We start from the raw sequence: 25,656 nt of genomic DNA, 5'->3' as shown, positions 1-25,656 counted from the left end.
TGATAAGCGTGAGGTCGGTGGTTCGAGTCCACTTGTGCCCATGAAGGGTCCGTTGGTCAAGGGGTTAAGACACCGCCTTTTCACGGCGGTAACACGGGTTCGAATCCCGTACGGACTATTGTTGGAGAATTACTCAAGAGGCTGAAGAGGACGGTTTGCTAAATCGTTAGGTCGGGAAACTGACGCGGGGGTTCGAATCCCCCATTCTCCGTATTAGTTAAGAAAAACGAGTTATCGTGAGATATCTCGTTTTGTTTACTTTAAAAAGAGGTTCCTTATGAAAAAAATTAGATTTTCCCGTGTAGTTACGTTTAGTGTGACAAGTGTATTAATTTTTTTAGTACTTCTTTTTTTTATCTTTCGCAATAGTTCAGTTATTAAAAAAGTAGCAACTCCTATTAATGGCGTAACTACGAAGATTGATCATTTTGTCTCTTATCCGTTTCGTTGGGCTTCATCAGCTAAGGATGAGATTGTAGAGCTCTTTAATGCCTATAGTGAAAATGAATCATTAAAAAAAGAACTTGCCGAAATGAGAGATCAATCGTCAACAGTAGATTCTTTGACGGAAGAGAATAAAAGTTTGGCCAATGCATTGGAAATTGAAAAGGCTTTTTCCAGTTATGAAACTATTACTAGTGATGTAACAGTTCGTTCAACCTTATCTTGGTATGAGAATCTAACTGTTGGTGTCGGGAAAAATGATGGAGTTACAGATTCTATGCTAGCTGTCTCAGATGGCGGCTTGATTGGTAAGGTATCAGACGTATCACAATCGGGAACTACACTGCAGTTGATTTCTAATTCGGAAGGGACATACGAAATTCCCGTTAAATTTAGTAGCTCAGATGGTGATGTTTACGGCATATTAACGGGTTACAATTCCAAAAAGAATCTCTTGATCATAGAAGAGCTGAATGTCGATAAACCGATGAATGCTGGGGATAGTGTTACTACTAGTGGCCTAGATGGCAAAAGTATTCCTGGTATCAGTGTTGGTAAAATTTCTTCAATTAGTGATGCAAAGGAATTGAACAAGCGAAAAGTCTATGTTACTCCTACAGCGGATTTGGATAATATCAGTTATGTCACTTTGATTGGTAAATAAAATGAATTGGTTTAAAAATAAAATTTCAATATCACTTTTTGCTTTCTTACTTATGCTAATTGATGGTCACCTATCTGATATCTTTTCAACCCTAACTGGGCGTTCTATTATTTTACAGGTACATTTCTTGCTGATCTTTCTGTTTTTTGTGCAGAGATATATAAATAATGCCTACTTTTCTTATTCGTTAGCTTTTATACTAGGTCTTATTTACGATAGCTACAATCTCAATTTTATTGGTGTTGCTTTCTTTATATTACCGCTTGTTGTCTATATTATTAGAAAGTGGGGAAGATACTTCGTAACGGGACTTCGCAGAGCACAAGCCTTCTTCATTTTAATTACTTTATTTGAGACTGGTTGCTATGGATTGGCTTATCTTTACCATTTAACAACTTATGATTTTTTATCTTTTGTCACTTATCAATTGGTTGTTTCTTTATTGTTAAATTCTCTGATTTTTATAATAATAGATAAAATAATGCGTAGAAACGGCTTTAAATAAACATATAACTGTAACATATACGTAACAAAAGATGGACTAGTTTCTGGTATAATATAATGGTCTTATCAATATGGGAGTAGTTTATTAACATGAAAAAACGTATTTTATCAACAGTATTGCTCAGTGGTGTTGCTCTTACAGCAGCAGCTACACATGTAAAAGCGGATGACTATGACTCAGCGATTGCTGGTCAAGATGCTGTTATCAGTAACTTAGCAGCACAATCACAAGCAGCTCAGTCACAAGCTTCATTGATCCAAGGACAACAAGCCGTACTTGAAGGTCAAAATGCTGAACTTGAGGCACAAAATTCTGCGCTTCAGACAGAATCAGCTACGCTTGCAGCTGAAATTCAAGATTTATCTGCTAAGATTGTTGCTCGTAATGCGTCTATTCAAGCACAAGCACAAAATGCTCAAAAGAATAATACAGCTTCAAGCTATATTAATACAATTCTGAATTCAAAATCAATTTCAGAAGCTATTAGCCGTATCGTTGCGGTACATGAAGTTGTATCTGCTAGCCAAAGTCAATTGGCTCAACAACAAGCAGATGAAGCTGCTCTTGCAACTAAGCAAGCTGAAAACCAGGCAGCTATGGATCAAGTTGCTGCAAACCAAGCAACTATTCAAGCTAATCAGTCTGCTTTAACTCAGCAACAAGCTCAGTTGGAAGCAGCACAAGCAGCACTTGCTACTGAAATTGCTACGGCTCAAGCTAATAAACAAGCGTTGGTATCTGCTAAATCTACCGCAGAATCACAAGCAGCAAGTGCATCGGCAGCGGCTTCAGTAGCAACATCAGAATCTGAAGTTGCAGCGGCATCTGAGGCAGCAGCACAATCTGAAGCTGTTGATCAACAAAATCAACAGCAGCCTGTTGATGAGCAATCTGCCTCAGCTGAAACTTCTGCATCTGAAGCAGCTGTAGAAGCACCAACTACTGAAAATTCAGAAGCTCCAGCTCAAGAACAAGAGGCTCAGCCAGCTCCTGAACAATCACAAACAGAAGAAGTTGCTGCAGCTCCAGCTCAAGAAGAAGCTCCGGCTGCACCTGAGGCTCAACCAGCACCTGAAGCTCAGCCAGCTCCAGCCCCTGCTCCGGTTGATAATACTAACACTTACCCAGCTGGGCAATGTACTTGGGGTGTTAAATCGTTGGCTTCATGGGTTGGTAATTATTGGGGTAATGCTAACCAATGGGGTGCAAGCGCTGTATCAGCAGGACACACGACTGGTTCTACACCACAAGTTGGTTCCGTCATTGTATGGCCTAACGATGGTGGTGGCTATGGTCACGTTGCTTATGTTACATCTGTTAATGGTTCTACTATTACTGTTAATGAATCAAACTATGCAGGTAACCAGTCTATTGGTGATTACCGTGGAAGCTTTGATGTTAACTCATCTGGTTCTCACTACTTTATCTATCAGTAAGAATATCGAAATGGGAAACGTTGAAAAAGCGTTTTCCTTTTTTATATCTTTGTATTTTATCGACATTGAAAATTTAGATGAAAAACGTTAAAATATTAGTGGATTAAATTTTGGAGGACGTCATGTCATTTAACAATTTGAAGCTCTTTGCCCTATCGTCTAATCAGGAATTAGCTGAGAAAGTCGCTGATTCTATTGGTATTTCACTTGGTCAGGCCACTGTCCGTCAGTTTTCTGATGGTGAAATACAGGTAAATATTGAGGAATCTATTCGTGGTCACCATGTATTTATTCTTCAATCAACAAGTTCACCAGTCAATACAAATTTAATGGAAATTCTCATAATGGTTGATGCACTTAAAAGGGCTAGTGCTGAAACTGTTAGCGTTGTGATGCCTTATTATGGATATGCACGTCAAGATCGAAAGGCACGTTCGCGTGAGCCTATCACATCTAAGTTGGTTGCTAACATGCTTGAGGTAGCTGGTGTTGACAGACTGTTGACAGTTGATCTGCATGCAGCGCAAATTCAGGGCTTCTTTGATATCCCAGTCGATCATTTGATGGGGGCTCCTTTGATTGCTGATTACTTTATTCGTCAGGGATTGGTCGGCAACGATGTCGTTGTTGTTAGTCCTGACCATGGAGGGGTGACGCGTGCGCGTAAATTAGCTCAATGCCTCCATACTCCAATTGCTATTATTGATAAACGTCGCAGTGTTGATAAAATGAATACCAGTGAGGTTATGAATATCATTGGTAATGTCAAAGGAAAGACTTGTATTTTGATTGATGACATGATTGATACGGCTGGGACAATTTGTCATGCTGCTGATGCTTTGGCTGAAGCAGGTGCAACTGAAGTTTATGCTTCTTGTACGCACCCTGTTTTATCTGGACCAGCCCTAGATAATATTGAGGGATCCGCAATTAAAAAGTTGGTCGTTTTAGATACGATTTATCTGCCTAGTGAGCGTCTAATTGACAAAATTGAGCAAATTTCAATTGCAGATTTGATTGGTGAAGCTATTGTACGTATCCATGAAAAGCGGCCGCTTTCCCCGCTATTTGAACTTGAAATTTCTAAATAAATATAGGAGGTCCGAAATTCGGACCTCTTTTAGTAAGGCTGAAAATTCTTTAGTTTTGCTGTATAATAGAATTACTTATTTACTAAGGAGTGGATTTATGGATTTAGCAAAGCGTTTCAATAAAAACTTGGAAAAAATAGAAGTTTCTTTAATTCGTCAATTTGATCAGTCAATATCATCGGTTCCGGGGATTTTGAAAATGACACTGGGAGAGCCTGACTTTACGACACCAGATCATGTTAAGGAAGCAGCTAAGGCAGCCATTGACGCTAATCAAAGTCACTATACTGGTATGGCGGGTTTACCTGAACTGCGACAAGCTGCTTCTAACTTTGTGAGAGAAAAATATCGTTTGAACTATGATCCAGATTCTGAAATTTTAGTCACTATCGGCGCTACAGAGGCTCTATCTGCTGCTCTGACTGCTATTCTGGAGCCTGGTGATGCTGTTTTGCTACCAGCTCCTGCTTATCCAGGTTATGAGCCTATTGTTAATCTTGTTGGAGCTGAAATTGTTGAAATTGATACAACTGATAATGATTTTGTTTTGACACCTGAGCAATTGGAAAAGGCTATTCTGGAGCAGGGTGACAGATTGAAGGTTGTACTTCTAAATTATCCCACCAATCCGACAGGTGTAGCTTATTCATGTGAGCAAATTAAGGCTTTTGCGGATGTTTTGAAAAAATATGATGTATTTGTGGTTAGTGATGAAGTTTATTCGGAATTAACTTATACTGATGAGGGACATGTTTCCATTGGGGAGTATCTACCAGATCAAGCCATTATTATCAATGGTCTATCTAAATCCCATGCGATGACAGGGTGGAGGATTGGCTTTATCTTTGCCCCTGAGATGTTTACACGACAGCTGATTAAAAGCCATCAATATTTGGTTACAGCTGCAACGACCAATGCTCAGTTTGCTGCAATTGAGGCTTTGACAGTTGGAAAAGATGATGCTCTTTCTATGAAGAGTGAGTATATTAAGCGTCGGGACTATATCATTGAAAAAATGGAAGAGATGAATTTTAAAATTATTAAGCCAACAGGGGCCTTCTATATTTTTGCTAAAATTCCAGTGGCAGAAGGGCAAGATTCCTTCCAATTTTTAAAAGATTTTGCTCACCAGAAGGCAGTTGCAATGATTCCAGGGGTTGCCTTCGGCCAATATGGAGAGGGGTATTTACGCATCTCTTACGCGGCTAGTATGGAGACGATACAAGAGGCGATGAAACGTTTGAAAAAATATATGGAGCAATATGCAGACTAAGGAATCGCGAGGAATTGTCCTTTTTAATCGCAATTATCGAGAGGATGACAAGCTAGTCAAAATTTTTACAGAAACTTCAGGAAAGCGAATGTTTTTCGTGAAACATGTTAGTCGGTCTAAGCTCGTGTCTGCCATCCAGCCGTTAACTTTAGCGGATTTCCTAATGAAAATTAATGATAATGGTTTGTCTTACATTGATGATTATAAGGAAATGACAACTTTTAAGCATATTAATGAGGATATTTTTACTTTATCTTATGCTAGTTACGTACTTGCTTTGGCAGATGCTGCGGTTGCTGACGGTGTTTATGATTCTCAGCTTTTTGATTTTTTAGTAAAAACTCTAGAGTTAATGGAGCAAGGGCTTGATTATGAAATATTGACGAATATCTTTGAACTACAGCTACTCGATCGTTTTGGTGTACGTTTAAATTTTCATGAGTGTGTTTTTTGTCATCGCGTAGGGCAACGATTTGATTTTTCTCATAAATATTCGGGTCTTTTATGCCCAGAACATTATGAAAAGGATATGAGACGTAGTCATTTAGATCCTAATGTTCTCTACTTATTAGGTAGATTTCAAACTATTTCCTTTGAGGAATTACAGACGATTTCAGTGAAGCCAGGGATGAAGCATAAGATTCGACTTTTCTTAGATGATCTCTATGATACTTATGTTGGTATTCATCTTAAATCGAAAAGATTTATTGATGATTTGGCTAGCTGGGGGGATATTATGAAATAGCGGAAGGTCTGTGACATTGTCCAGTCCTTTTATAGCGTAGATAATCTACTACTGTAGTGAATTGCTTCTTTGTTTTTGGAAAGATTAATCTTGTGCTTTGCCCGCTAAAATCTTATTTATTTTATAATAGGAGTTATTACTAACTGGTGATGAAAATACAGATGGTTTATGCTATAATACTGACACTGAATTAGGCTTAAAGAGAGGAATAATTGATGAAAACAATTGCTGTAGATGCAATGGGTGGTGATAAAGCTCCCCAGGCGATTATCGAAGGTGTTAATCAAGCATTGGAGGAGTTTGATGATATTCAGATTAAACTTTATGGGGATGAAACAAAAATAAAAGAGTATTTAGAGGCAGATGAGCGAGTTGAGATTATCCACACGGATGAAAAAATTAATTCAGATGATGAACCGGTAAAGGCGATTCGAAAGAAGAAACAAGCCTCAATGGTACTAGGAGCTCAAGCTGTTAAAGATGGTCAAGCTGAAGCGGTAATTTCCGCTGGGAATACGGGGGCCTTGTTAGCAGCTGGCCTCTTTGTGGTTGGCCGTATTAAAGGAATTGATCGCCCAGCTCTTATGTCTACCTTGCCGACGATCGATGGTGGCAACTTTGATATGTTAGATTTGGGAGCTAATGCTGAAAATACGGCTCACCATCTTCATCAATATGCAATTTTAGGTTCTTACTATGCGGAAGCTGTACGTGGAGTAAAAAATCCGCGTGTTGGCCTTTTAAATAACGGGACAGAAGAAACTAAGGGGGATCCCCTTCGTAAAGAGGTATTTGAACTTTTATCCAAGGAATCTGCGATTAACTTTGTTGGGAATGTAGAGGCGCGTGAGTTGCTTAACGGTGTAGCAGATGTTGTTGTAGCAGATGGTTTTACGGGTAATGCGGTTTTGAAAACCATTGAAGGTACTGGTCTTTCTATTCTTAGTGCCTTGAAGACAGCTATCAAAACTGGCGGTGTTAAGGCTAAGCTTGGTGCTTATTTCATGAAAGACAGTCTCTATAGCCTGCGCAGTATCATGGATTATTCATCGGCTGGTGGTGCTGTGCTCATTGGGCTACAGGCTCCTGTGGTGAAGTGCCATGGTTCTAGTGATGCTAAATCGGTTTATTATACGATTAGACAGGTCAGAACTATGCTAGAGCATCAGGTTGTTGAAGAGATTGTAGAGGAATTTTCCGAATAGAAAGGGATAGCGATGACACGATCAGAGATATTTGCCAAAATTAGCCAGATGATTAAGGAGCAGATGCATTTAGAAAGTTTGGAAGTTACAGAAGAGACCTCATTTAAAGATGAGCTTGGTGTGGATTCTATTGATTTGATGGAATTTGTAGTAAACTTAGAGGATGAGTTTGCTATTGAAATTCCTGACGATGATATTGAGGACATGACGACACTTGGCAATATGCTGGATTATTTAACAACTAAAGTAGGGGAGTAAAGGCAAACTCGAAAGGGTTTGTTTTTTTTATACTAGTTTCCCTTCTAAACAACGGCTTTCAAAAAATTAGGGAATTTAGGATTAAAGGAAATCGAAATTTTTAGGGTTATTTCTACTTCCCAGTTAGAAGAAATTAATTTTAGAGAAAGGATAAAGTAGAGCTAAGGAAATTTTGTTAAGATGATAGCTTGAAACTTTGTAGCATTCACAAAGGTCGGGTGATTCAGTTGAATAACTAACTTTTCTAAGTTCCGGATTTTTATGATGAAAAAATAGGTCGTATTAGTGCTTTATTATTAGCAGTATTATTAATATCAAAACTAATTTTAGGACAGGTAACACATCCAGCAGCTTTAATTGTTGTCGTTTTAGTTATAATAGGTTTGGGAAAAAGAGCCTTAGCCAACTCTAAATCTTAAAAGTTTCTTTGTTTTTAGGTTTACGAGAAGTTTTTTGCTGCTTAAGTTAATTTTACTGGGGAGAGAATTACTTTATTATTTTAGTGCGAATTATAATTTTTCACAAAAGGGTGACATTAATGTCATTGTTGAATTTAGAAACCTGAGGCTGGACAAAAACTCGTCCAGTCTTCCTGTTTTGTAATGAACTCTTGGCGCAGTGGTTGGGAGTAAGAGTTGTAGGCTAGATCAAGAAGTCTTACTCCTGCACAGTTCATTAGGTGCTTTAGCACCAATGAACCACTGCTGGCTGGTTTTCCTTTTGCCACAAGACCAAAGCGGAAAATCTAAACAAATGTGATGAACGCTGTTCATCTTATTTCCAATCTCCAAAGGTCCCCCGCTACGCGGGGGTGGGTTAAAAAGGTCTGGGAGGCCTTTTTAATCGGGAAATAAAGCTTGCAAAGCAAGTGTCAAAAACGGTCTGGAGAGAGACCGTTTCAGGTCACCACTTTAAAATTAAGGAGTGGTGAGAACCAAAATTTTCGATTTTTGGGTTGATCCCACTCCCTATATGTCACAACAATCGTATGTTTTTACAGGAACCATTTTAGAAAATCTATTGCTGGGGGTCTCTGGTGAAGTTGATGAGGAGTGTCTGATGGAAGCTTGTGCGGTAGCCGAAATCTTGGAAGATATTCAAGCTATGCCATTAGGTTTTCAGTCCCAAGTCTCTGAGGATGGCGGTCTATCAGGTGGACAAAAACAACGTTTGGCAATTGCACGGGCCTTGCTTTCAGACCAGCCTATTTTAGTGTTTGATGAAGCTACTAGTGGACTTGATGGAGATACGGAGGAAAAGGTTATTAAGAATCTGACTCAAATCGACCGTACGATGGTCTTTGTTGCCCACCGAGGTAGTGTTTTAAATTATGCTAATCGAATTGTTAAGATTGAAGGTGGTCAAAAAGTTAGTGACCAATCTACTCAAAGATTATGGTGGCCACATCTAGGTCATGTTGCGGGTTAATGTTAGTACAAAAATAAATTCTTTTTCATAGATAGTATAAGCATTCTCAATTGATCTATAGTTGAGAATGTTTTTATATTATCATTAAATACTGGGTTATTCTGTAGCGATTACGCTTCTGTTATTAAAATGAAATCTTTTTGATATTGATTAAAAAATAAGAACAAGGTATAATGTTGAGCTGATAATTATATGTGAGGGGGCATTCTTTTGGGGATTAAAGGGAGACTCGGGCAGCGAATTCGTGAAGTAAGGCAGGAGCGGAAGTTATCGCGTGACAATGTCTGCGGTAATGGTGAGAAATTAACCGTTCGCCAGCTAGTGCGTATTGAAAGTGGTGAGTCACTTCCTTCTATAGAAAAGTTAGAATACATTGCGCGAGTGCTCAATACAACGATGTCTGATCTACTGGAAGGTGATGATATCAAGATTCCAAGTGATTACTTTGAAAAGAAGCAGCGTATTATTAAGTTTCCCACTTATGGGGATCCAGACAGAGTTCAGCAGAAGCAAAAAATGATTGAGGAAATTTATGAGCAGTATTTTGAGCTTTTGCCTGAAGATGAGTTGCTCTTTTTAGATCTATCTGAGAATATTTATAATTCACTGTTGGGGGATAGGTTACCCAATATCGAGGAGATTTATGATGATGCCTTTGAACAAGTATTGAAAAAGAAGGTTTTTCAATTCAATGATTATCTGTATTTAGGTTATTATCTGTTAAAGATTCAAAGGGAAAAGTACTACGATGCGGAAGTTCTTCAAAAGATTAAGCGCAAGCTTCTGCGGCAAGAGCCGACTTCTGACGAGCTCTATAATGTGGAACTTTTAGTAACCTTGATGGATATTATTAGCGTCTATGCGCATCACGATGATTACAGAGATGTTTTGTCCTTAGCAGAAAAAGCTGAGGAGGTGATTGAGCGGGCTCAGCTGCATACTTATAAGGCGGGTGTTTTAGAAGCCAAGGCGAAGTATTATATCAAAGTAAAAGGGAATAAAGAAAAGGCTAGAGAATTTTATAATCAGGCCTTGGCCTTTGGGCAGGTATTGGGAGATTCAGTTATCATTGAGGATATAAAAATGGAGATGAGAAATGATGGTTTAAGCAAATAGTGACATCGATGTCACTATTTTTTTGTGCTTAAGATCAGTATAATAGTACTTGTAAGTGAAAGAAAGGAGTTAGCTACTATGAAATCATTTTTTAAATCACTAGTAACAGCAATTATTCTTGCTTGTCTCTGTATACGTTAGAAGTTTACGAGATAACTAGATTTTCGGTGGAAAATCTTGAAGAGGGGAGATATCTCAGACTTAAGAATGGAGGGCTAACTCAGTTAACGTTATCATATGGTAAATCAACTTATAAATTTAGAAGAGATTCGTTATGGTTCTCGTATAGACAAAGGGGTATTACAGGATATCCATTTAACCATTAATAGGGGTGATAAGATTGCCTTGGTTGGGAAAAGTGGTTCTGGTAAGACAACTTTAGTTAAATTGATTGCGGGTTTTATAGAACCTAAGCAAGGGAAGATATACTATGATGGAGAACTTGCTGATTCATCAGATCTACGTCATTTAACAACCTATATTTCACAGAGAACCTATATTCTCAAGGGGACGGTTTTAGATAATTTATTGCTGGGGACTGAGAGCCAGATTGGTGAAGAGGCCTTGATAGCTGCTTGTTCCGCCAGTGAAATCTTAGAAGACATTGAAGCCCTGCCACAAGGTTTCCAGACTTTTATCTCAGAAGATATTTTGTCTGATGGTCAGAAGCAGCGCTTGGCTATTGCGAATGCCTTGCTTATTGGGCGTCCTCTCTTAATTTTTGATGTCGCTACTAGCCATCTGGATAGTGAGACTGAAGCAAGGGTTATTGAAAATTTAACCAGATTGGATCGTACGATGATCTTTGTTGCTCACAGGGGTAATACTATCAATTATGCTAATCGTATTGTCAAGATTGATAAAGGGCAAAAGGTTAGTGACCTTCCTAATTATCATGCCCGTTTTACACAGGCTAATTTGGTAGATCTCCATTAATGGAAAATTAAAAGTGTTTTATTGAGCTGTATTCTAGGCTGAACTATTAATTTGTAAAAGGGATTGTGTCTTCCGTTACCGTGTAGGACTCAGTCCTTTTATTTTTACCTAATTTGAGAAATTAGCCTCCTTTAAAAATCTCAAATAATGAGCCCTTGTACTTATGACGCTAGCTCTGCTGGTCTTGTTTCCCTACTTCATAAGATTTAAGTGATCTTAGGGGGCTCTGCGTCAGCGCTGCTAAATATTCACTGGACTCTAAGATGTCTACGGGGTCTTATAATCTGATTTTGTTTTTTTGAGTATAGGGAGATTTCTTATTAATATAGTCTTCAAAATAGTTTTAGGAAAGCAAAAACAGCAAAAACCGAATGATATAAAAATGTAATCTTTTAAATGTTTGTAAAATATTGAAATCAAAAATCTTATGTGTTAAACTTTAATATAATAAAAACGAAAGGCGAACTTTCTGATGAAAAAACAGTTGATTTATAGTGGTAAGGCGAAGGACATTTTTGATACAGAAGATGAGAATTTGATTGTGTCTGTTTACAAGGACCAGGCTACTATGCTCAATGGGGCTCGAAAAGAGACCATCCAAGGTAAGGGGGGACTGAACAATCAAATCTCATCTTTTATTTTTAAAAAATTGAATCAAGCAGGAGTTGCGACTCACTTTGTCAAATCCCTATCGGAAACTGAACAATTGAATAAGAAGGTTGAGATTATCCCTTTAGAAGTGGTGTTGCGTAACTACACTGCTGGTTCCTTCGCCAAGCGTTTTGGCTTGGAAGAAGGTAGCAAGCTTGAAAGTCCAATTGTGGAATTTTATTATAAGAATGATGATTTGGATGATCCTTTTATCAATGATGAGCATGTCAAGTTTCTGGGGATTGCCAACGATGAACAGATTGCTTTTTTGAAAGCTGAGACTCGCCGCATCAATCAACTCTTGACAGATTGGTTCAACCAGATTGGTTTGACACTGATTGATTTCAAATTAGAATTTGGTTTCGATCAAAATGGGGACATCATCTTAGCCGATGAATTTTCACCGGATAATTGCCGTCTTTGGGATGAAAAAGGAAATCATATGGATAAAGATGTTTTTCGCCGGGATTTAGGGAATTTGACAGATATTTATCAGTTGGTATGGACTAAGTTGCAAGAATTGGTTTAAGTGCTCACATGATAATTTTAAGAATTGAGGTTAAGGGTAATTTTTAGTGTTATGGATAAACGTATTTTTGTAGAAAAAAAGGCTGATTTTCGAGGGAAAGCGGAAGCCCTTGTCAAGGAGTTGACACATTGTTTACAATTGACAAGTTTGTCAAGCATCCGGTTGATTCAGGTGTACGATGTTTTTAATATTGACAAGGAATTATTAAAGTCAGCAGAGTTGCAGGTGTTTTCTGAACGCGTAACCGACTGTCTTTTAGATGAATCTGAATTAGTTGCGGCTCTTGACGATTTTGCTTTCTTTGCGATCGAGGCCTTGCCGGGGCAGTTTGATCAGCGCGCAGCAAGTGCGCAGGAAGCTCTTCTTTTGTTGGGGGGAGCTGACGATAGTGTTGTTCATACAGCCCAGCTTTACCTTATCAATAAGGATATTAAACCAGAAGAGTTAGAAGCAGTCAAAGCTTATCTGCTAAATCCCGTTGATTCCCGCTTTAAAGATATAAGGACTGACATTCAACCACAAGATTTCTCGTTCTCTGATGAGAGAATTATGACCTTAGATTTCTTTGACAACTATACAGCAGAACAGTTTACAAGTTATAAGGCTGAACAGGGTTTAGCTATGGAAGTAGATGATCTGCTTTTTATTCAAAATTACTTTAAAAAGTTAGGCCGTGTTCCTACTGAGACAGAGCTCAAAGTTTTGGATACTTACTGGTCAGATCACTGCCGTCATACGACTTTTGAAACTGAGTTGAAATCAATAGATTTCTCAGCTTCGCAGTTCCAATCACAGTTGCAGGCAAGTTACGAAAAGTATCTGGCCATGCGCCATGAATTAGGCCGTGATCATAAACCGCAGACTCTTATGGATATGGCGACGATTTTTGGGCGGTATGAACGGGCTAATGGACGTCTTGATGATATGGAAGTGTCTGATGAAATTAATGCTTGCTCTGTCGAAATTGAAGTTGATGTCAATGGTGTCAAAGAACCTTGGCTTCTGATGTTTAAGAATGAAACCCATAATCATCCAACGGAAATTGAGCCTTTTGGCGGTGCGGCAACCTGTATCGGTGGAGCAATCCGTGATCCTTTATCAGGACGTTCCTATGTTTATCAGGCCATGAGAATTTCAGGTGCTGGTGATATTACAGCTGCAATAGCTGATACTCGTACTGGTAAGTTACCGCAGCAGGTCATTTCAAAAACTGCAGCTCATGGTTATTCTTCCTACGGTAATCAAATTGGTTTAGCAACAACGTATGTCAAAGAGTATTTTCACCCAGGATTTGTGGCTAAGCGTATGGAGCTTGGGGCAGTTGTCGGAGCGGCACCGAAAGTTAATGTTCGGCGTGAAAAGCCTGCAGCTGGAGATGTGGTGATTCTGCTTGGTGGAAAAACAGGGCGTGACGGAATTGGTGGTGCAACCGGTTCGTCTAAGGTTCAAACGGCTGAGTCGGTAGAAACAGCTGGGGCTGAGGTTCAAAAAGGGAATGCGCTTGAGGAGCGCAAAATTCAACGGCTATTTCGTAATGGTGATGTGACGCGTCTGATTAAAAAATCCAATGATTTTGGAGCTGGCGGTGTCTGTGTTGCAATTGGTGAACTAGCTGATGGCCTCAATATTAACCTAGATAAAGTTCCCTTAAAATATGCTGGTTTGAATGGGACCGAGATTGCTATCTCGGAGTCGCAGGAGCGGATGGCTGTTGTCGTAGCTCCTGAGGATGCGGATCATTTTGTGGAGGCTTGTGCCAACGAAAATATTGCTGCCATTGTGGTGGCAACTGTAACTGAAAAGCCAAATCTTGTTATGACTTGGAGAGGTCGCACTATTGTTGATTTAGAACGCGCTTTTTTAGATACGAATGGTGTCCGTGTACAAGTGGATGCTAAGGTTATTGACAGTTCTGTCAAGTTACCGGAAAAGCGGATAACATCAGAAAAAACTCTTGAACGAGATACAATAGCTGTTCTTTCAGAACTTAACCATGTGAGTCAGAAAGGGCTGCAAACTATTTTTGATAGTTCAGTTGGGCGCTCAACTGTCAACCATCCGCTTGGTGGCCGTTATCAAATTACTCCTGCTGAAAGTTCTGTACAAAAATTACCTGTCCAAGACGGTGTGACACGAACAGCATCGGTCATGGCACAAGGCTATAACCCTTACATCGCGGAATGGTCCCCTTACCACGGCGCAGCCTATGCGGTTATTGAAGCGACAGCACGGTTAGCTGCAACAGGAGCTAATTGGTCACAAGCACGCTTCTCATATCAAGAATACTTCCAGCGTATGGATAAACAAGCTGAACGCTTTGGTCAGCCGGTTGCGGCTCTGCTTGGTTCAATTGAAGCACAGGTTCAGCTCGGTCTACCATCAATTGGTGGTAAGGATTCTATGTCTGGGACCTTTGAAGAATTAACCGTACCCCCTACTTTGGTGGCCTTTGGTGTGACAACGGCTGATACAAATAAGGTGCTCTCCCCTGAGTTTAAAGCGGCTGGGGAAACTATTTATTATATTCCTGGACAGGCTCTCTCTGAGACGATTGATTTTTCAGGTATCAAGGGTAGTTTTGAATGCTTTTCAGAAATTCATGCCCAATACGAGCTATCATCAGCTGCAGCTGTTAAATATGGTGGCTTAATGGAAAGCTTAGCTCTTATGAGCTTTGGTAATCATATTGGAGCAAGTATCCATATTGACAAAGTTGACACCATCTTGACAGGTCAGTTAGGTGGCTTTGTTTTCACATCTTCTCAGGAAATTCCGGGCATTAAAAAGATTGGCCAAACACGTGGAGACTTTACACTGTCTGTCAATGGTGTAAATATCTCTGGTAGTAAGCTGTTAGCTGCTTTTGAAGGAAGGTTAGAAGATATTTATCCAACAATTTTTGCACAGAGTTCTGATTTTGGGGAAGTTCCAGCAGTTACAAAACCGGTGCCTGTAAGTGCATTAAAGAAAGTGAAAGAGCCACTTGTCTATATTCCTGTTTTTCCGGGGACGAATTCAGAATATGATTCCGCAAAGGCTTTTGAGCAGGCAGGGGCCAAGACCAACCTAGTTCCATTTGTTACTCTTAATGAAGTAGCTATTGAAAAATCGGTTGACACTATGGTTGACAATATTGCCAAGGCAAATATTATCTTCTTTGCTGGTGGTTTCTCAGCCGCTGATGAGCCAGATGGTTCAGCCAAATTCATTGTCAATATCTTACTTAATGAAAAAGTTCGTTCTGCCATTGACAGCTTTATTGAGCGTGGTGGACTGATCATCGGTATCTGTAATGGCTTCCAAGCTCTTGTCAAATCTGGTCTTCTGCCTTATGGGAACTTTGAAAAAGCTACTGAGACAAGTCCAACCCTTTTCTATAATGATGCCAACCAGCATGTGGCCAAGATGGTTGAAACCCGTATTGCCAATACAAACTCTCCGTGGTTGGCTGGCGTTGAAGTTGGTGATATTCATACGATCCCAGTTTCACATGGGGAAGGAAAATTTGTCGTCAGTCCAGAGGAATTTAACCAGCTTCGTGACAATGGGCAAATTTGGAGCCAATACGTTGATTTTGACGGTCAGCCAAGTATGGATTCGCGTTTCAATCCCAATGGTTCTTACTATGCTATTGAGGGTATCATCAGTGAGAACGGCCAGATTATCGGTAAGATGGGACATTCTGAACGTTTTGAGGAAGGATTGTTCCAAAATATTCCTGGAAACAAAAACCAGTATCTGTTTGAAAGTGCTGTGAAATACTTTACTGGGAAATAAACATACAGTTTATATGCTGTACTGAACACGGCCTAAGCACTGTGTCAAAAAGGTAAAGCGCTTGGGAAATCAAGATTTCTGTCGCTTTCCCATTTTGACGGTGGCTTAATGGCCTTTGTATCGAGGTAAAAATGACATACGAAGTAAAATCTCTGAATGAAGAGTGCGGCCTGTTCGGAATTTGGAATCATCCTCAAGCCGCTCAAGTAACTTATTTTGGCTTACATAGTCTCCAGCACCGTGGGCAAGAAGGTGCTGGAATATTAACGAACGATCGAAAAATCCTAAAGCGTTATCGTGATGTTGGCTTGCTATCTGAAGTCTTCAAGAATTCAGATGATTTGGCTAAGTTAACAGGGACAGGGGCTATTGGCCATGTTCGCTATGCGACGGCTGGTGAAGCCAGTGTTGATAATATTCAGCCCTTCTACTTTCGTTTTCACGATGGTGACCTTGGTCTGGCTCACAATGGTAACTTGACCAATGCTGTTTCCTTGCGGCGTGAACTGGAAGAAAAAGGGGCCATCTTTTCGTCAACCTCTGACACTGAGATTCTAGCCCACCTCATTCGCCATAGTCAACAAACAGATTTTATGGATAAGGTGAAAGAGGCGCTGGCAACAGTTAAGGGCGGTTTTGCCTACCTGCTCATGGCTGAGGATAAGCTAATTGCAGCTCTGGATCCTAATGGTTTTCGTCCCTTGTCTATCGGTCGTATGAAAAATGGCGCTTGGGTGGTGTCTTCTGAGACATGTGCTTTTGAGGTTGTCGGTGCCCAGTGGGTTCGGGATGTTAAACCTGGTGAACTTGTGATAATCGATGATGAAGGTATTCACTACGATAGCTATACGGCAGACACTCAGCTGGCTATCTGCTCTATGGAATATGTCTACTTTGCCCGTCCGGACTCGACCATTGCTGGTGTTAATGTCCATACAGCGCGCAAAAACATGGGGAAACGTCTGGCTCAGGAATTTCATCAGCAGGCGGATATTGTCGTTGGCGTGCCTAATTCTTCTTTATCAGCAGCCATGGGCTTTGCGGAGGAATCAGGTCTGCCAAATGAGATGGGTTTGATCAAAAACCAGTACACTCAGCGTACCTTTATCCAGCCAACGCAGGAACTGCGGGAGCAAGGGGTACGCATGAAGTTGTCAGCCGTTTCCGGTGTGGTTAAGGGCAAGCGCGTGGTTATGATCGATGATTCGATTGTTCGTGGAACGACCAGTCGCCGGATTGTGCAGCTTCTTCGTGAAGCGGGGGCAGCAGAAGTGCATGTGGCTATTGCCAGCCCGCCTTTAGCCTATCCATGTTTTTATGGGATCGATATTCAAGATCGAAAAGAGCTGATTTCGGCTAATCACAGTGTCGAGGAAGTCCGTCAGATTATCGGAGCAGATAGTCTAACCTATCTGTCGAAAGAAGGTCTGATTGATTCCGTTGGCCTTGAAACCAATGCACCTAATGGTGGTCTTTGCGTCGCCTACTTTGATGGTGATTATCCGACCCCTCTCTATGACTATGAGGAACGCTATCTGGAAAGTCTTAAAGAGAAGACGAGTTTTTTCTAGGGAGAAGGAATAGTTTGAATAAACGAAGACGAGAGATTATTGCGCAGAACGCTGTATCAGAAATTCATACCTTTTCACTAGCAGGTTTTTCGCAGGAAGTGTTGATTGAAGGGGAAAATGCCACTCTTCCTCTTGTTATGACTTTGCACGGTGGACCGGGAGGTCCGATACCTTTTTCAGTTGGCTGTAGAGGTTTGTTTCCCCAATTTACCAGTCAGTTTATCATGGTTTACTGGGATCAGCTAGGTTGCGGGATAAACAATTATCCCATTGATGAATGTTTTAAGATTAGTACTTTTGTTGATATGACCAGAGAGACCTCATAAAAGAGGTTAAAAAGTTATTCTCTAACAATCCACTTTATCTGTTTAGTATGTCCTGGGGTTCTGTACTCAGTGCTCTAGTGGCGAGTCGGTATCCACAACTAGTAGATGGTGTTGTCGTTTCAGGACAAGTTATTAATGATCTTTTTCTCTGTGATGAAGTGATAAATACACTGGCGGACTCCGCTATCCCCAAAAGGAAACTTGATAGGATTCGTCAAATAATTGCCCAACCCCTTACCACTAAAGACCTTCAATTGATTAGTTCTAGTATTAACAAATATACAGATGGTTATATCAATAAAAAAGGAAATAAAATTCCCACTTTTCCTATTATCTGGGGATTGTTGACCAGTCCTGATTATAGGTTTCGTGACTTTAAGGCAATTGTCAATAATGGCTATCGGAAGAGTACTGCTCTTCCTCTCTGGCGTGAGCTCCTTCAGGTTGATTTGAGTGAAACACTTGAGTCTATAGCTATTCCTTACAGAATTTTTCAAGGGGATACAGATATTGTGACATCAACGAAAACGATAGAAAAGTTAATTGGCCAAACGACAAATGATAACCTTCAATTAAATATTGTCAGAAATACTGGTCATATACCAGGTGTTGATATGATGGAGAAGGTTTTAGAAAGTTTATCACATTTGGCAAAATCCTAAGGTTGAAAGCTTGGGAGAATTGCCCATATTAAAAAGAGGAGAAAAGATGTCTGAAAACAAAAATGCTTATGCCCAATCGGGTGTTGATGTTGAGGCTGGTTATGAAGTGGTCGAACGTATTAAAAAACATGTCGCACGGACAGAGCGTCTGGGGGTCATGGGAGCTCTTGGGGGCTTCGGTGGCATGTTTGATTTGACGACAACTGGTGTTAAAGAGCCCGTCCTCATTTCAGGGACAGATGGTGTTGGAACCAAGCTTATGCTGGCTATTAAATATGATAAGCACGATACCATCGGTCAGGACTGTGTGGCCATGTGTGTCAATGATATCATTGCGGCAGGTGCTGAGCCCCTCTATTTTCTAGACTATGTGGCTACTGGTAAAAATGAGCCTGCCAAGTTGGAACAGGTAGTTGCCGGTGTCGCTGAAGGCTGTGTGCAGGCTGGTGCGGCCCTTATCGGCGGGGAAACGGCTGAAATGCCTGGTATGTATGGCCAAGACGACTACGATTTAGCGGGCTTTGCGGTCGGTATTGCTGAAAAAAGTCAAATCATTAATGGCTCAAAAGTTAAGGAAGGCGATGTGCTGCTGGGTCTTGCATCTAGCGGTATTCACTCAAATGGCTACTCGCTTGTCCGCCGTGTCTTTGCGGACTATACGGGTGAAGAAGTGCTGCCAGAATTAGACGGCAAAAAACTTAAGGAAGTCTTGCTTGAGCCAACACGGATTTATGTTAAGCCAGTACTGCCTCTGGTTAAGGAAGGCTTAGTCAATGGGATTGCTCATATCACAGGCGGTGGCTTTATCGAAAATGTTCCCCGTATGTTTGCGGATGATTTGGCTGCTGAAATTGAAGAAGACAAGGTGCCAGTTCTGCCAATTTTCAAGGCTCTTGAAAAATACGGTGAGATCAAGCATGAGGAAATGTTTGAAATTTTCAATATGGGGATTGGTCTCATGTTGGCGGTAAGTCCTGAAAATGTGGATCGTGTCAAAGAACTGGTAGATGAAGCTGTCTATGAGTTAGGTCGCATTGTGGAAAAAACTGACGCTAGTGTGGTGATCAAGTAATGGGAAAAAAGATCGCAGTCTTTGCTTCTGGGAATGGCTCCAATTTCCAAGTTATCGCTGAGCAATTCCCCGTTGAGTTTCTCTTTTCAGACCATCGAGATGCCTATGTGCTTGAACGGGCGCAGAACCTAAATGTTCTATCCTACGCCTTTGAACTTAAGGAATTCAACAATAAGGCAGACTATGAAACCTCTATCTTGGAACTCTTAGAACAACATCAGATTGATTTGATTGTCCTCGCTGGATACATGAAAATTATAGGAGCGACACTTCTGTCGGCCTATCAGGGGCATATCATCAATATTCATCCGGCCTATCTACCCGAATTTCCCGGTGCCCATGGTATCGAAGATGCCTGGAATGCAGGTGTTTTTGAGAGCGGTGTAACGGTTCATTGGGTGGATAGCGGTGTTGACACGGGCCAAATTATCAAACAAGTGCGCGTGCCGCGCCTAGCTGATGACACCATTGAAACCTTTGAAGCTCGGATTCATGAGGCTGAGTATCAGTTGTATCCAGAGGTGCTGAGAGAACTTGAAGTTGAGGAAAAATAATGGATCTAAAAGATTATCAAAATTGGGTCAGTACTTTTTATAAAAAGCGTCATTGGTATCATTACAACCCCTTTATCCGCTGTAATTTTTTGACAGAAGAGGTCGGAGAGTTGGCGCAGGCTATCCGAAAAAAAGAGATTGGTAGAGATAGACCTGATGAGCTTGTTCAAGGTGATGCTGAAAATCTTGCTGATATCAAAGAAGAGCTGGGAGATGTGCTAGATAATATTTTTATTCTGGCCGATAAGTACCAAATTTCTTTGGAGGATATTATGGAAACCCATAAAAATAAATTGGAAAAGAGATTTGCACCATGAAAATAACGGTTTATTGTGGGGCTAGTTTAGGCTATAAAGATATTTACCAAACCAGAACCAGAGAACTTGGACAATGGCTGGCTCATAATGGTCATGACTTAGTTTATGGTGGCGGCAAGATCGGTCTTATGGGGCTTATAGCGGATATCGTTCTAGCGAATGGAGGTTATGCTATAGGAGTTATCCCAAGTTTTTTAAAGGATAGAGAAATCGCACATTCCGATATAAATGAGCTAATCGTAGTTGATGATATGCCTAGTCGTAAGGCAAAAATGGTTGAACTTGGAGAGGGGTTTATTGCTCTCCCGGGAGGTCCGGGAACTCTAGAAGAAATTACGGAAGTCATATCTTGGTCTCGGATTGGTCAAAATGATGCCCCTTGTATTTTATATAATGTAGCTGGGTATTTTGATCGTTTACAAGACCAATATGACGATATGGTAAGGGAAGGATTTCTCAGTCAGGCAGACCGCAGTAAAATTCTTTTTTCTGATAATTTAGTAGAGATAGAAGAATTTATAAAAACCTACCAAGCACCTAAAATCAGAAAATACTAATAGAATAAAAATAAGCAATATGGATACGATTCTAAAAAGTATCAACGAAAGGAAAAATCATGACTAAACGCGCACTGATCAGTGTATCTGATAAAACAGGTATTGTTGCATTTGCCCAAGAACTTAAAAAACTTGGTTGGGATATCATCTCAACTGGTGGTACTAAAAAAGCCCTTGATGAGGCTGGACTTAAGACTGTCGCTATTGACGATGTGACTGGCTTTCCTGAAATGATGGACGGCCGTGTCAAGACTCTTCACCCTAATATTCACGGTGGACTCCTAGCACGTCGTGATTTGGATAGTCATCTGCAGGCTGCAAGGGATAATAATATTGAGCTCATCGATCTCGTGGTGGTCAATCTTTATCCTTTCAAGGAAACCATCCTCAAATCAGATGTCACTTATGCGGATGCCGTAGAAAATATTGATATCGGCGGACCATCTATGCTGCGTTCCGCTGCTAAAAACCATGCTAGTGTCACGGTTGTCGTGGATCCTGCGGACTATGCGGTAGTGCTTGATGAGCTTAAAGCGGATGATGAAACAACTTACGCCACTCGTCAGCGTTTGGCTGCTAAGGTTTACCGCCATACAGCGGCTTACGACGCACTTATTGCCGACTATTTCACAGCGCAAGTGGGTGAGACCAAGCCTGAAAAATTAACCATCACCTACGATCTTAAACAGCCTATGCGCTATGGTGAGAACCCACAGCAGGATGCGGATTTCTATCAATCAGCCATTCCGACCGAGTATTCCATTGCCTCAGCCAAACAGCTCAACGGTAAAGAACTCTCATTCAACAACATCCGTGACGCCGATGCAGCTATTCGTATTATTCGTGATTTTACTGCTCGTCCGACTGTTGTTGCCCTCAAGCACATGAACCCTTGCGGTATCGGTCAGGCTGACACGATTGAAGGCGCTTGGGACAATGCTTACGCAGCTGATCCAGTTTCTATTTTCGGTGGTATTGTTGTGCTCAATCGTGAGGTGGATGCGGCTACAGCTGAAAAAATGCACAGCATCTTCTTAGAAATCATCATTGCACCGTCTTATTCAGATGAAGCGCTTAAGATTCTTAGGACTAAAAAGAAAAACCTACGCATATTAGAGTTGCCTTTTGACGCTCAAGAAGCCAGTCAAGCTGAAAAAGAATACACCGGTGTGGTTGGCGGTCTCCTTGTCCAAAATCAAGATGTGGTCAAGGAAAATCCAGCTGACTGGAAAGCTGTCACCAAACGTCAGCCTGATGACCGTGAGCAAACAGCCCTTGAGTTTGCTTGGAAGGCTATCAAATACGTTAAGTCAAATGGGATTCTAGTGGCCAACGACCATATGACACTTGGCATTGGTCCGGGTCAGACTAACCGAGTTGGAGCGGTTAAGATTGCTCTGGAACAGGCAGCAGACCGTCTGGACGGTGCCATTTTGGCCTCAGATGCCTTCTTCCCATTTGCTGATAATGTTGAAGAAATCGCAGCTGTAGGTATCAAGGCGATCATCCAGCCGGGTGGTTCGATGCGCGACCAAGAAGTCATTGAAGCGGCGGATAAATACGGTATCGCTATGGTGTTTACAGGGGTGAGGCATTTTAGGCATTGATAGAGAAAAATGATGAGCGGGACAGATACAATTGGTAGTAATACTATCGATGTGTCTGTCCCAGTCTCTTTTTAAAAAGGATTAGTTATGTTGAAGTATTTTAAGGAAAATAGGAAAGTTTTAGTCTTGCTTATTGTATTGGTTGTTATTTCTGGGCCGATATTTTCATTTATTTTATCTTCTATTTCTAGCTTGTTAGATACTAATTTAGGTGATTGGTTGAGCTTTTATGGAGCGATGACTGGTATTGTCATCTCACTAGTTGTTATTCATTTTCAACTTTATTTAGAAAATGAAAAGAATCTCAAACGGCAGCGCCCAAAATTATTTTTAGAGTATGATTATCAAACGATTAAATCAGGCTGCTCTATTTATTATCATGATAAATATTGGTTTGGGTTAACCAATCGTAATACAAATACCAAAAAGCTGACAACACAGAATTTTAAAGAGTTCTATGCTGCAGAAGACAAAAAAGACAAGGTTTTGTCAGTTGAAATTCAAAATAGTCGTCCTGTATTTGATCTTCAAATCCAATTTGGAAATCAAGGAAGCTATGCTCTTATTCCAAAATTAAGCGACAGTCAAAGGATTTATGTTGTATCAAGAGAACATCAAGAGGCGATTTTTAAGTTCTTGTTAAATGGCAGTAGGGGTGCGTCAGCGATTTTTACCCACGTTCCCCAGCTATTAAAAATTTATTATACAACCATCGCTGATGAAAAAATCTACCAAGAATACTCTGTCGGTACAAATGGCTACTGTAAATTAATTAAAGAAAAGTATAATGTAAGCTATCCAATCTTGCCAGAAGAAAGCTATATTTGTGATGACTTCATAAAATGATTGGTGTTTAAAAAGTCAACAGCTGCTGTTCTCTATTGGACTTGAATATTCCTTATTTCAGCTGTTGACTCCCTTTTGATAAATTTATGGGATCGGGAGTTTGACGGGAACATTAATTGAAAAGTTATACCAAGGGCATTAGACTTCACTTCAAAAGTTGGATGATATATTTTAAAAGGAGGACTGAGCTTCTGTATGGAACAGGAGCCAGTTTTTTAAAGTTCTAGTTAGTTTATTTCTCGCTGTTTCTCGCGGCAGATTCCTATATCCAAAATGGAGGCAGGACGATGAAGTCGATTTATATAAAAAAATAACTTCTGTCCCATTCTCTAACGAACTGTTCAGGGATAAGACTTCTTGGCTTACCCGACTAGCCTTCTGCGTCAAGAGCTTATTCTAAAAGAGGAATACTGGACGAGTTTTACCCAGCCTCTGGCACATTAGTGATAGATAGCTATTTAGGCAGTTTGTTTTTTAAAATTACTAATTAGTAGGGTATTACAAATAAGTCAAATATTACAGCTATAATATACTTTTGTTAAGGCGAGCCGTTGAGGTGGATTTTTTGAAAATCTGTGATAGGATAGATAGCGTACTAAAAATGATTAGGTGTATTCGCTTCTTTGAATAGCGAACCTCTCCAATAAAACTCGGTTGATTGACTGGGTAGAAAGAAAGGGACTTATAACATGAAACTCAACAAAAAAATGCTATTAGCCTCAACTGTTGCTCTATCGCTTTTTGCAGCTGTTAATGTTAAGGCTGAAGAAGCTTCGGCAAACCAAAACTGGGCTCCTCGCTCAGTTGAAGAAGTTAAAATGGATCTTGTCAATCAAGGAGATACTAGCACTTATACTGTTAAAACTGGTGATACACTCAGCACCATCGCGCAAGCTATGGGTGTAGATGTCAATGTGTTAGCTAAGGTTAACCAAATTGCTAACATCGATTTGATTTATCCAGGAACAACTATTACAACAACTTATGACGCTCAGCACAATGCCACAGGTGTTACGATTGAGGGTGCGGGTGACAGTGCAAATGCAGGTCAGTCTGCTTCTGTCAATCTTTCGACCAATGAAGTGACTGTTGGTGATACAACGACTTCTTTAGATGAAGTTGAGACACCAGCTTCAAGTGAGGCACCGGCGGTGAACACTGAAGTACCTGCGGAATATCCAGCAGCTCAGTCATCAGAAGCAACCCAATCTTCTGAAGTAGCAGAAGCGCCAGCTCCGGTGCAGTCAGAAGCGGCAGTTCCTCCAGCAGCGACAGAAGCAGCTGATACTAATGCTGAACAAACAGCCAGTCAGGCAGCTGAGCAAGCTTCAACAGCTGAGGTAGCTCCTGTGTCAGAAGCTAGCCAAGCAGAAGTTGTCGCTTCGGAAGCTCCAGCACAATCAGAGGCTCCAGCTGCTGAGGCGGCCCCAGAGGCTGCTGCTCCAGTACAAGAAGAAGTACAGCCAACAGCGACATCGGAAGCAGCTCAAGGAACTGGTGCGACCGTCGATACTACAGGTCTTCAGCCATCTGCAGCAGCTTTCGCTAATGATGTTGCCAACCGTTACGGAGCTACTGATATCGGCGGTGTTCGTCCAGGTGACTCGGGCGACCACGGAACAGGTAACGCTGTTGATGTTATGACCTATGACAATACTCAACTCGGTCAAGAAGTTGCTGATTACGCAACTTCAAACATGGAAGCTAATAATATCTCTTACGTGATTTATCAGCAAAAATTCTATGCTCCGACTGACAATATCTACGGTCCAGCTTACACTTGGAACGACATGCCAGACCGCGGTGATGCTACAGCGAACCACTACGATCATGTCCACGTATCATTTAACAGCTAATGATTTAGATAAAGATATAAACACCTAGCTATTCAGTTAGGTGTTTTTTGTATATCAGATAAGGGGTGTGTGAAAGGTACTTCAATTAGGCCCTCAAAGCAGCAATTCTTTATCGTAAAACCATAAAAGAGCTTAATATAAAAATCAAGAGTTAGTGAACTATCTTAAAATAGTTGCGACATGAGTCAAACAAAGTTGAACAAACTTCAGCAGACGAGCTGCTAGTAAGG

Annotated in this window: 22 protein-coding genes, 2 tRNA genes and 1 pseudogene; all 25 read left to right on the top strand. The window is 40.7% G+C overall.

Annotated features, from left to right (window positions below; all coding sequences use genetic code 11):
• Positions 1-46: 46 nt before the first annotated feature.
• The 25 genes and pseudogenes from ACVR1G_RS09895 to ACVR1G_RS09775 all read left to right on the top strand — a co-directional run bounded on the left by ACVR1G_RS09895 (position 47) and on the right by ACVR1G_RS09775 (position 25,426).
• Positions 47-118 (top strand) — tRNA-Glu (locus ACVR1G_RS09895).
• A gap of 5 nt (positions 119-123) precedes the next feature.
• A tRNA-Ser gene (locus ACVR1G_RS09890) sits at positions 124-211 on the top strand.
• Positions 212-277: 66 nt separating this feature from the next.
• Positions 278-1,108, top strand: coding sequence for a rod shape-determining protein MreC (gene mreC / locus ACVR1G_RS09885; RefSeq protein ID WP_447453009.1), 831 nt, complete (start codon positions 278-280; stop codon positions 1,106-1,108).
• A gap of 1 nt (position 1,109) precedes the next feature.
• A complete protein-coding gene (gene mreD / locus ACVR1G_RS09880; RefSeq protein ID WP_447453008.1) occupies positions 1,110-1,613 on the top strand; it encodes a rod shape-determining protein MreD in 504 nt (167 codons plus the stop codon).
• An 89-nt stretch (positions 1,614-1,702) separates the two neighbouring features.
• Positions 1,703-3,049: a CHAP domain-containing protein gene (locus ACVR1G_RS09875; RefSeq protein WP_447453007.1), complete on the top strand. Its 1,347-nt coding sequence runs from the start codon at positions 1,703-1,705 to the stop codon at positions 3,047-3,049.
• Positions 3,050-3,171: 122 nt separating this feature from the next.
• A complete protein-coding gene (locus ACVR1G_RS09870; protein ID WP_447453006.1) occupies positions 3,172-4,140 on the top strand; it encodes a ribose-phosphate diphosphokinase in 969 nt (322 codons plus the stop codon).
• A gap of 97 nt (positions 4,141-4,237) precedes the next feature.
• On the top strand, positions 4,238-5,413 hold the full coding sequence (locus ACVR1G_RS09865; RefSeq protein WP_447453005.1) for a pyridoxal phosphate-dependent aminotransferase: 1,176 nt from the start codon (positions 4,238-4,240) through the stop codon (positions 5,411-5,413).
• Positions 5,403-6,158, top strand: coding sequence for a DNA repair protein RecO (gene recO, locus ACVR1G_RS09860; protein WP_447453004.1), 756 nt, complete (start codon positions 5,403-5,405; stop codon positions 6,156-6,158). The genes ACVR1G_RS09865 and recO overlap by 11 nt, the downstream gene beginning before the upstream one ends.
• Positions 6,159-6,373: 215 nt before the next feature.
• A complete protein-coding gene (gene plsX, locus ACVR1G_RS09855) occupies positions 6,374-7,363 on the top strand; it encodes a phosphate acyltransferase PlsX (RefSeq protein ID WP_447453003.1) in 990 nt (329 codons plus the stop codon).
• Between the two features lie 12 nt (positions 7,364-7,375).
• Complete coding sequence (gene acpP, locus ACVR1G_RS09850; RefSeq protein WP_447453002.1) at positions 7,376-7,621, top strand: acyl carrier protein; 246 nt, start codon at positions 7,376-7,378, stop codon at positions 7,619-7,621.
• A 969-nt stretch (positions 7,622-8,590) separates the two neighbouring features.
• Positions 8,591-9,049 (top strand): annotated as a pseudogene (locus tag ACVR1G_RS09845) (ATP-binding cassette domain-containing protein); the annotation flags it as partial.
• Positions 9,050-9,259: 210 nt separating this feature from the next.
• On the top strand, positions 9,260-10,165 hold the full coding sequence (locus tag ACVR1G_RS09840; protein ID WP_447453001.1) for a helix-turn-helix domain-containing protein: 906 nt from the start codon (positions 9,260-9,262) through the stop codon (positions 10,163-10,165).
• A 237-nt stretch (positions 10,166-10,402) separates the two neighbouring features.
• Positions 10,403-11,101: an ATP-binding cassette domain-containing protein gene (locus tag ACVR1G_RS09835; RefSeq protein ID WP_447453000.1), complete on the top strand. Its 699-nt coding sequence runs from the start codon at positions 10,403-10,405 to the stop codon at positions 11,099-11,101.
• 472 nt (positions 11,102-11,573) lie between these two features.
• Complete coding sequence (purC, locus tag ACVR1G_RS09830; protein ID WP_447452999.1) at positions 11,574-12,281, top strand: phosphoribosylaminoimidazolesuccinocarboxamide synthase; 708 nt, start codon at positions 11,574-11,576, stop codon at positions 12,279-12,281.
• A gap of 51 nt (positions 12,282-12,332) precedes the next feature.
• Entirely contained in the window at positions 12,333-16,058 is a 3,726-nt protein-coding gene (locus ACVR1G_RS09825; protein ID WP_447452998.1) for a phosphoribosylformylglycinamidine synthase, read from the top strand.
• A 131-nt stretch (positions 16,059-16,189) separates the two neighbouring features.
• The gene (purF, locus tag ACVR1G_RS09820) at positions 16,190-17,629 is read left to right on the top strand and encodes an amidophosphoribosyltransferase (protein ID WP_447452997.1); all 1,440 of its coding nucleotides are present in this window, start codon (positions 16,190-16,192) and stop codon (positions 17,627-17,629) included.
• A gap of 14 nt (positions 17,630-17,643) precedes the next feature.
• Complete coding sequence (locus tag ACVR1G_RS09815) at positions 17,644-17,955, top strand: alpha/beta hydrolase family protein (RefSeq protein WP_447452996.1); 312 nt, start codon at positions 17,644-17,646, stop codon at positions 17,953-17,955.
• Complete coding sequence (locus ACVR1G_RS09810; RefSeq protein ID WP_447453011.1) at positions 17,952-18,617, top strand: alpha/beta fold hydrolase; 666 nt, start codon at positions 17,952-17,954, stop codon at positions 18,615-18,617. The genes ACVR1G_RS09815 and ACVR1G_RS09810 overlap by 4 nt, the downstream gene beginning before the upstream one ends.
• A gap of 46 nt (positions 18,618-18,663) precedes the next feature.
• Positions 18,664-19,689, top strand: coding sequence for a phosphoribosylformylglycinamidine cyclo-ligase (purM, locus tag ACVR1G_RS09805; RefSeq protein ID WP_447452995.1), 1,026 nt, complete (start codon positions 18,664-18,666; stop codon positions 19,687-19,689).
• A complete protein-coding gene (gene purN / locus ACVR1G_RS09800) occupies positions 19,689-20,243 on the top strand; it encodes a phosphoribosylglycinamide formyltransferase (RefSeq protein WP_447452994.1) in 555 nt (184 codons plus the stop codon). The genes purM and purN overlap by 1 nt, the downstream gene beginning before the upstream one ends.
• Positions 20,243-20,560: a MazG nucleotide pyrophosphohydrolase domain-containing protein gene (locus ACVR1G_RS09795; protein WP_447452993.1), complete on the top strand. Its 318-nt coding sequence runs from the start codon at positions 20,243-20,245 to the stop codon at positions 20,558-20,560. The genes purN and ACVR1G_RS09795 overlap by 1 nt, the downstream gene beginning before the upstream one ends.
• Positions 20,557-21,117, top strand: a complete 561-nt coding sequence (locus ACVR1G_RS09790) for an LOG family protein (protein ID WP_447452992.1) — start codon at positions 20,557-20,559, stop codon at positions 21,115-21,117. Before ACVR1G_RS09795 ends, ACVR1G_RS09790 begins: the two co-directional genes overlap by 4 nt.
• A gap of 59 nt (positions 21,118-21,176) precedes the next feature.
• Positions 21,177-22,724, top strand: a complete 1,548-nt coding sequence (gene purH / locus ACVR1G_RS09785) for a bifunctional phosphoribosylaminoimidazolecarboxamide formyltransferase/IMP cyclohydrolase (protein ID WP_447452991.1) — start codon at positions 21,177-21,179, stop codon at positions 22,722-22,724.
• A gap of 87 nt (positions 22,725-22,811) precedes the next feature.
• On the top strand, positions 22,812-23,570 hold the full coding sequence (locus ACVR1G_RS09780) for a hypothetical protein (RefSeq protein WP_447452990.1): 759 nt from the start codon (positions 22,812-22,814) through the stop codon (positions 23,568-23,570).
• A 689-nt stretch (positions 23,571-24,259) separates the two neighbouring features.
• Positions 24,260-25,426 (top strand): LysM peptidoglycan-binding domain-containing protein, encoded by a 1,167-nt coding sequence (locus ACVR1G_RS09775; RefSeq protein ID WP_447452989.1) that lies wholly within the window; start codon positions 24,260-24,262, stop codon positions 25,424-25,426.
• The last annotated feature ends 230 nt before the right edge of the window (positions 25,427-25,656 follow it).

This window comes from Streptococcus dentasini, assembly GCF_053206945.1.
Note: the sequence above shows the minus strand (reverse complement) of the source record. Positions and strands in the feature narration are given on the sequence as shown.

Coding starts and splice junctions, on each gene's coding strand:
- ACVR1G_RS09790 (WP_447452992.1), top strand. CDS start 20,557: ATGAAAATAACGGTTTATTGTGGGGCTAGTTTAGGCTATAAAGATATT.
- ACVR1G_RS09835 (WP_447453000.1), top strand. CDS start 10,403: ATGGTAAATCAACTTATAAATTTAGAAGAGATTCGTTATGGTTCTCGT.
- purH (WP_447452991.1), top strand. CDS start 21,177: ATGACTAAACGCGCACTGATCAGTGTATCTGATAAAACAGGTATTGTT.
- mreD (WP_447453008.1), top strand. CDS start 1,110: ATGAATTGGTTTAAAAATAAAATTTCAATATCACTTTTTGCTTTCTTA.
- ACVR1G_RS09775 (WP_447452989.1), top strand. CDS start 24,260: ATGAAACTCAACAAAAAAATGCTATTAGCCTCAACTGTTGCTCTATCG.
- ACVR1G_RS09795 (WP_447452993.1), top strand. CDS start 20,243: ATGGATCTAAAAGATTATCAAAATTGGGTCAGTACTTTTTATAAAAAG.
- acpP (WP_447453002.1), top strand. CDS start 7,376: ATGACACGATCAGAGATATTTGCCAAAATTAGCCAGATGATTAAGGAG.
- ACVR1G_RS09865 (WP_447453005.1), top strand. CDS start 4,238: ATGGATTTAGCAAAGCGTTTCAATAAAAACTTGGAAAAAATAGAAGTT.
- purC (WP_447452999.1), top strand. CDS start 11,574: ATGAAAAAACAGTTGATTTATAGTGGTAAGGCGAAGGACATTTTTGAT.
- purN (WP_447452994.1), top strand. CDS start 19,689: ATGGGAAAAAAGATCGCAGTCTTTGCTTCTGGGAATGGCTCCAATTTC.
- ACVR1G_RS09825 (WP_447452998.1), top strand. CDS start 12,333: ATGGATAAACGTATTTTTGTAGAAAAAAAGGCTGATTTTCGAGGGAAA.
- ACVR1G_RS09870 (WP_447453006.1), top strand. CDS start 3,172: ATGTCATTTAACAATTTGAAGCTCTTTGCCCTATCGTCTAATCAGGAA.
- purF (WP_447452997.1), top strand. CDS start 16,190: ATGACATACGAAGTAAAATCTCTGAATGAAGAGTGCGGCCTGTTCGGA.
- plsX (WP_447453003.1), top strand. CDS start 6,374: ATGAAAACAATTGCTGTAGATGCAATGGGTGGTGATAAAGCTCCCCAG.
- recO (WP_447453004.1), top strand. CDS start 5,403: ATGCAGACTAAGGAATCGCGAGGAATTGTCCTTTTTAATCGCAATTAT.
- ACVR1G_RS09875 (WP_447453007.1), top strand. CDS start 1,703: ATGAAAAAACGTATTTTATCAACAGTATTGCTCAGTGGTGTTGCTCTT.
- ACVR1G_RS09780 (WP_447452990.1), top strand. CDS start 22,812: ATGTTGAAGTATTTTAAGGAAAATAGGAAAGTTTTAGTCTTGCTTATT.
- purM (WP_447452995.1), top strand. CDS start 18,664: ATGTCTGAAAACAAAAATGCTTATGCCCAATCGGGTGTTGATGTTGAG.
- mreC (WP_447453009.1), top strand. CDS start 278: ATGAAAAAAATTAGATTTTCCCGTGTAGTTACGTTTAGTGTGACAAGT.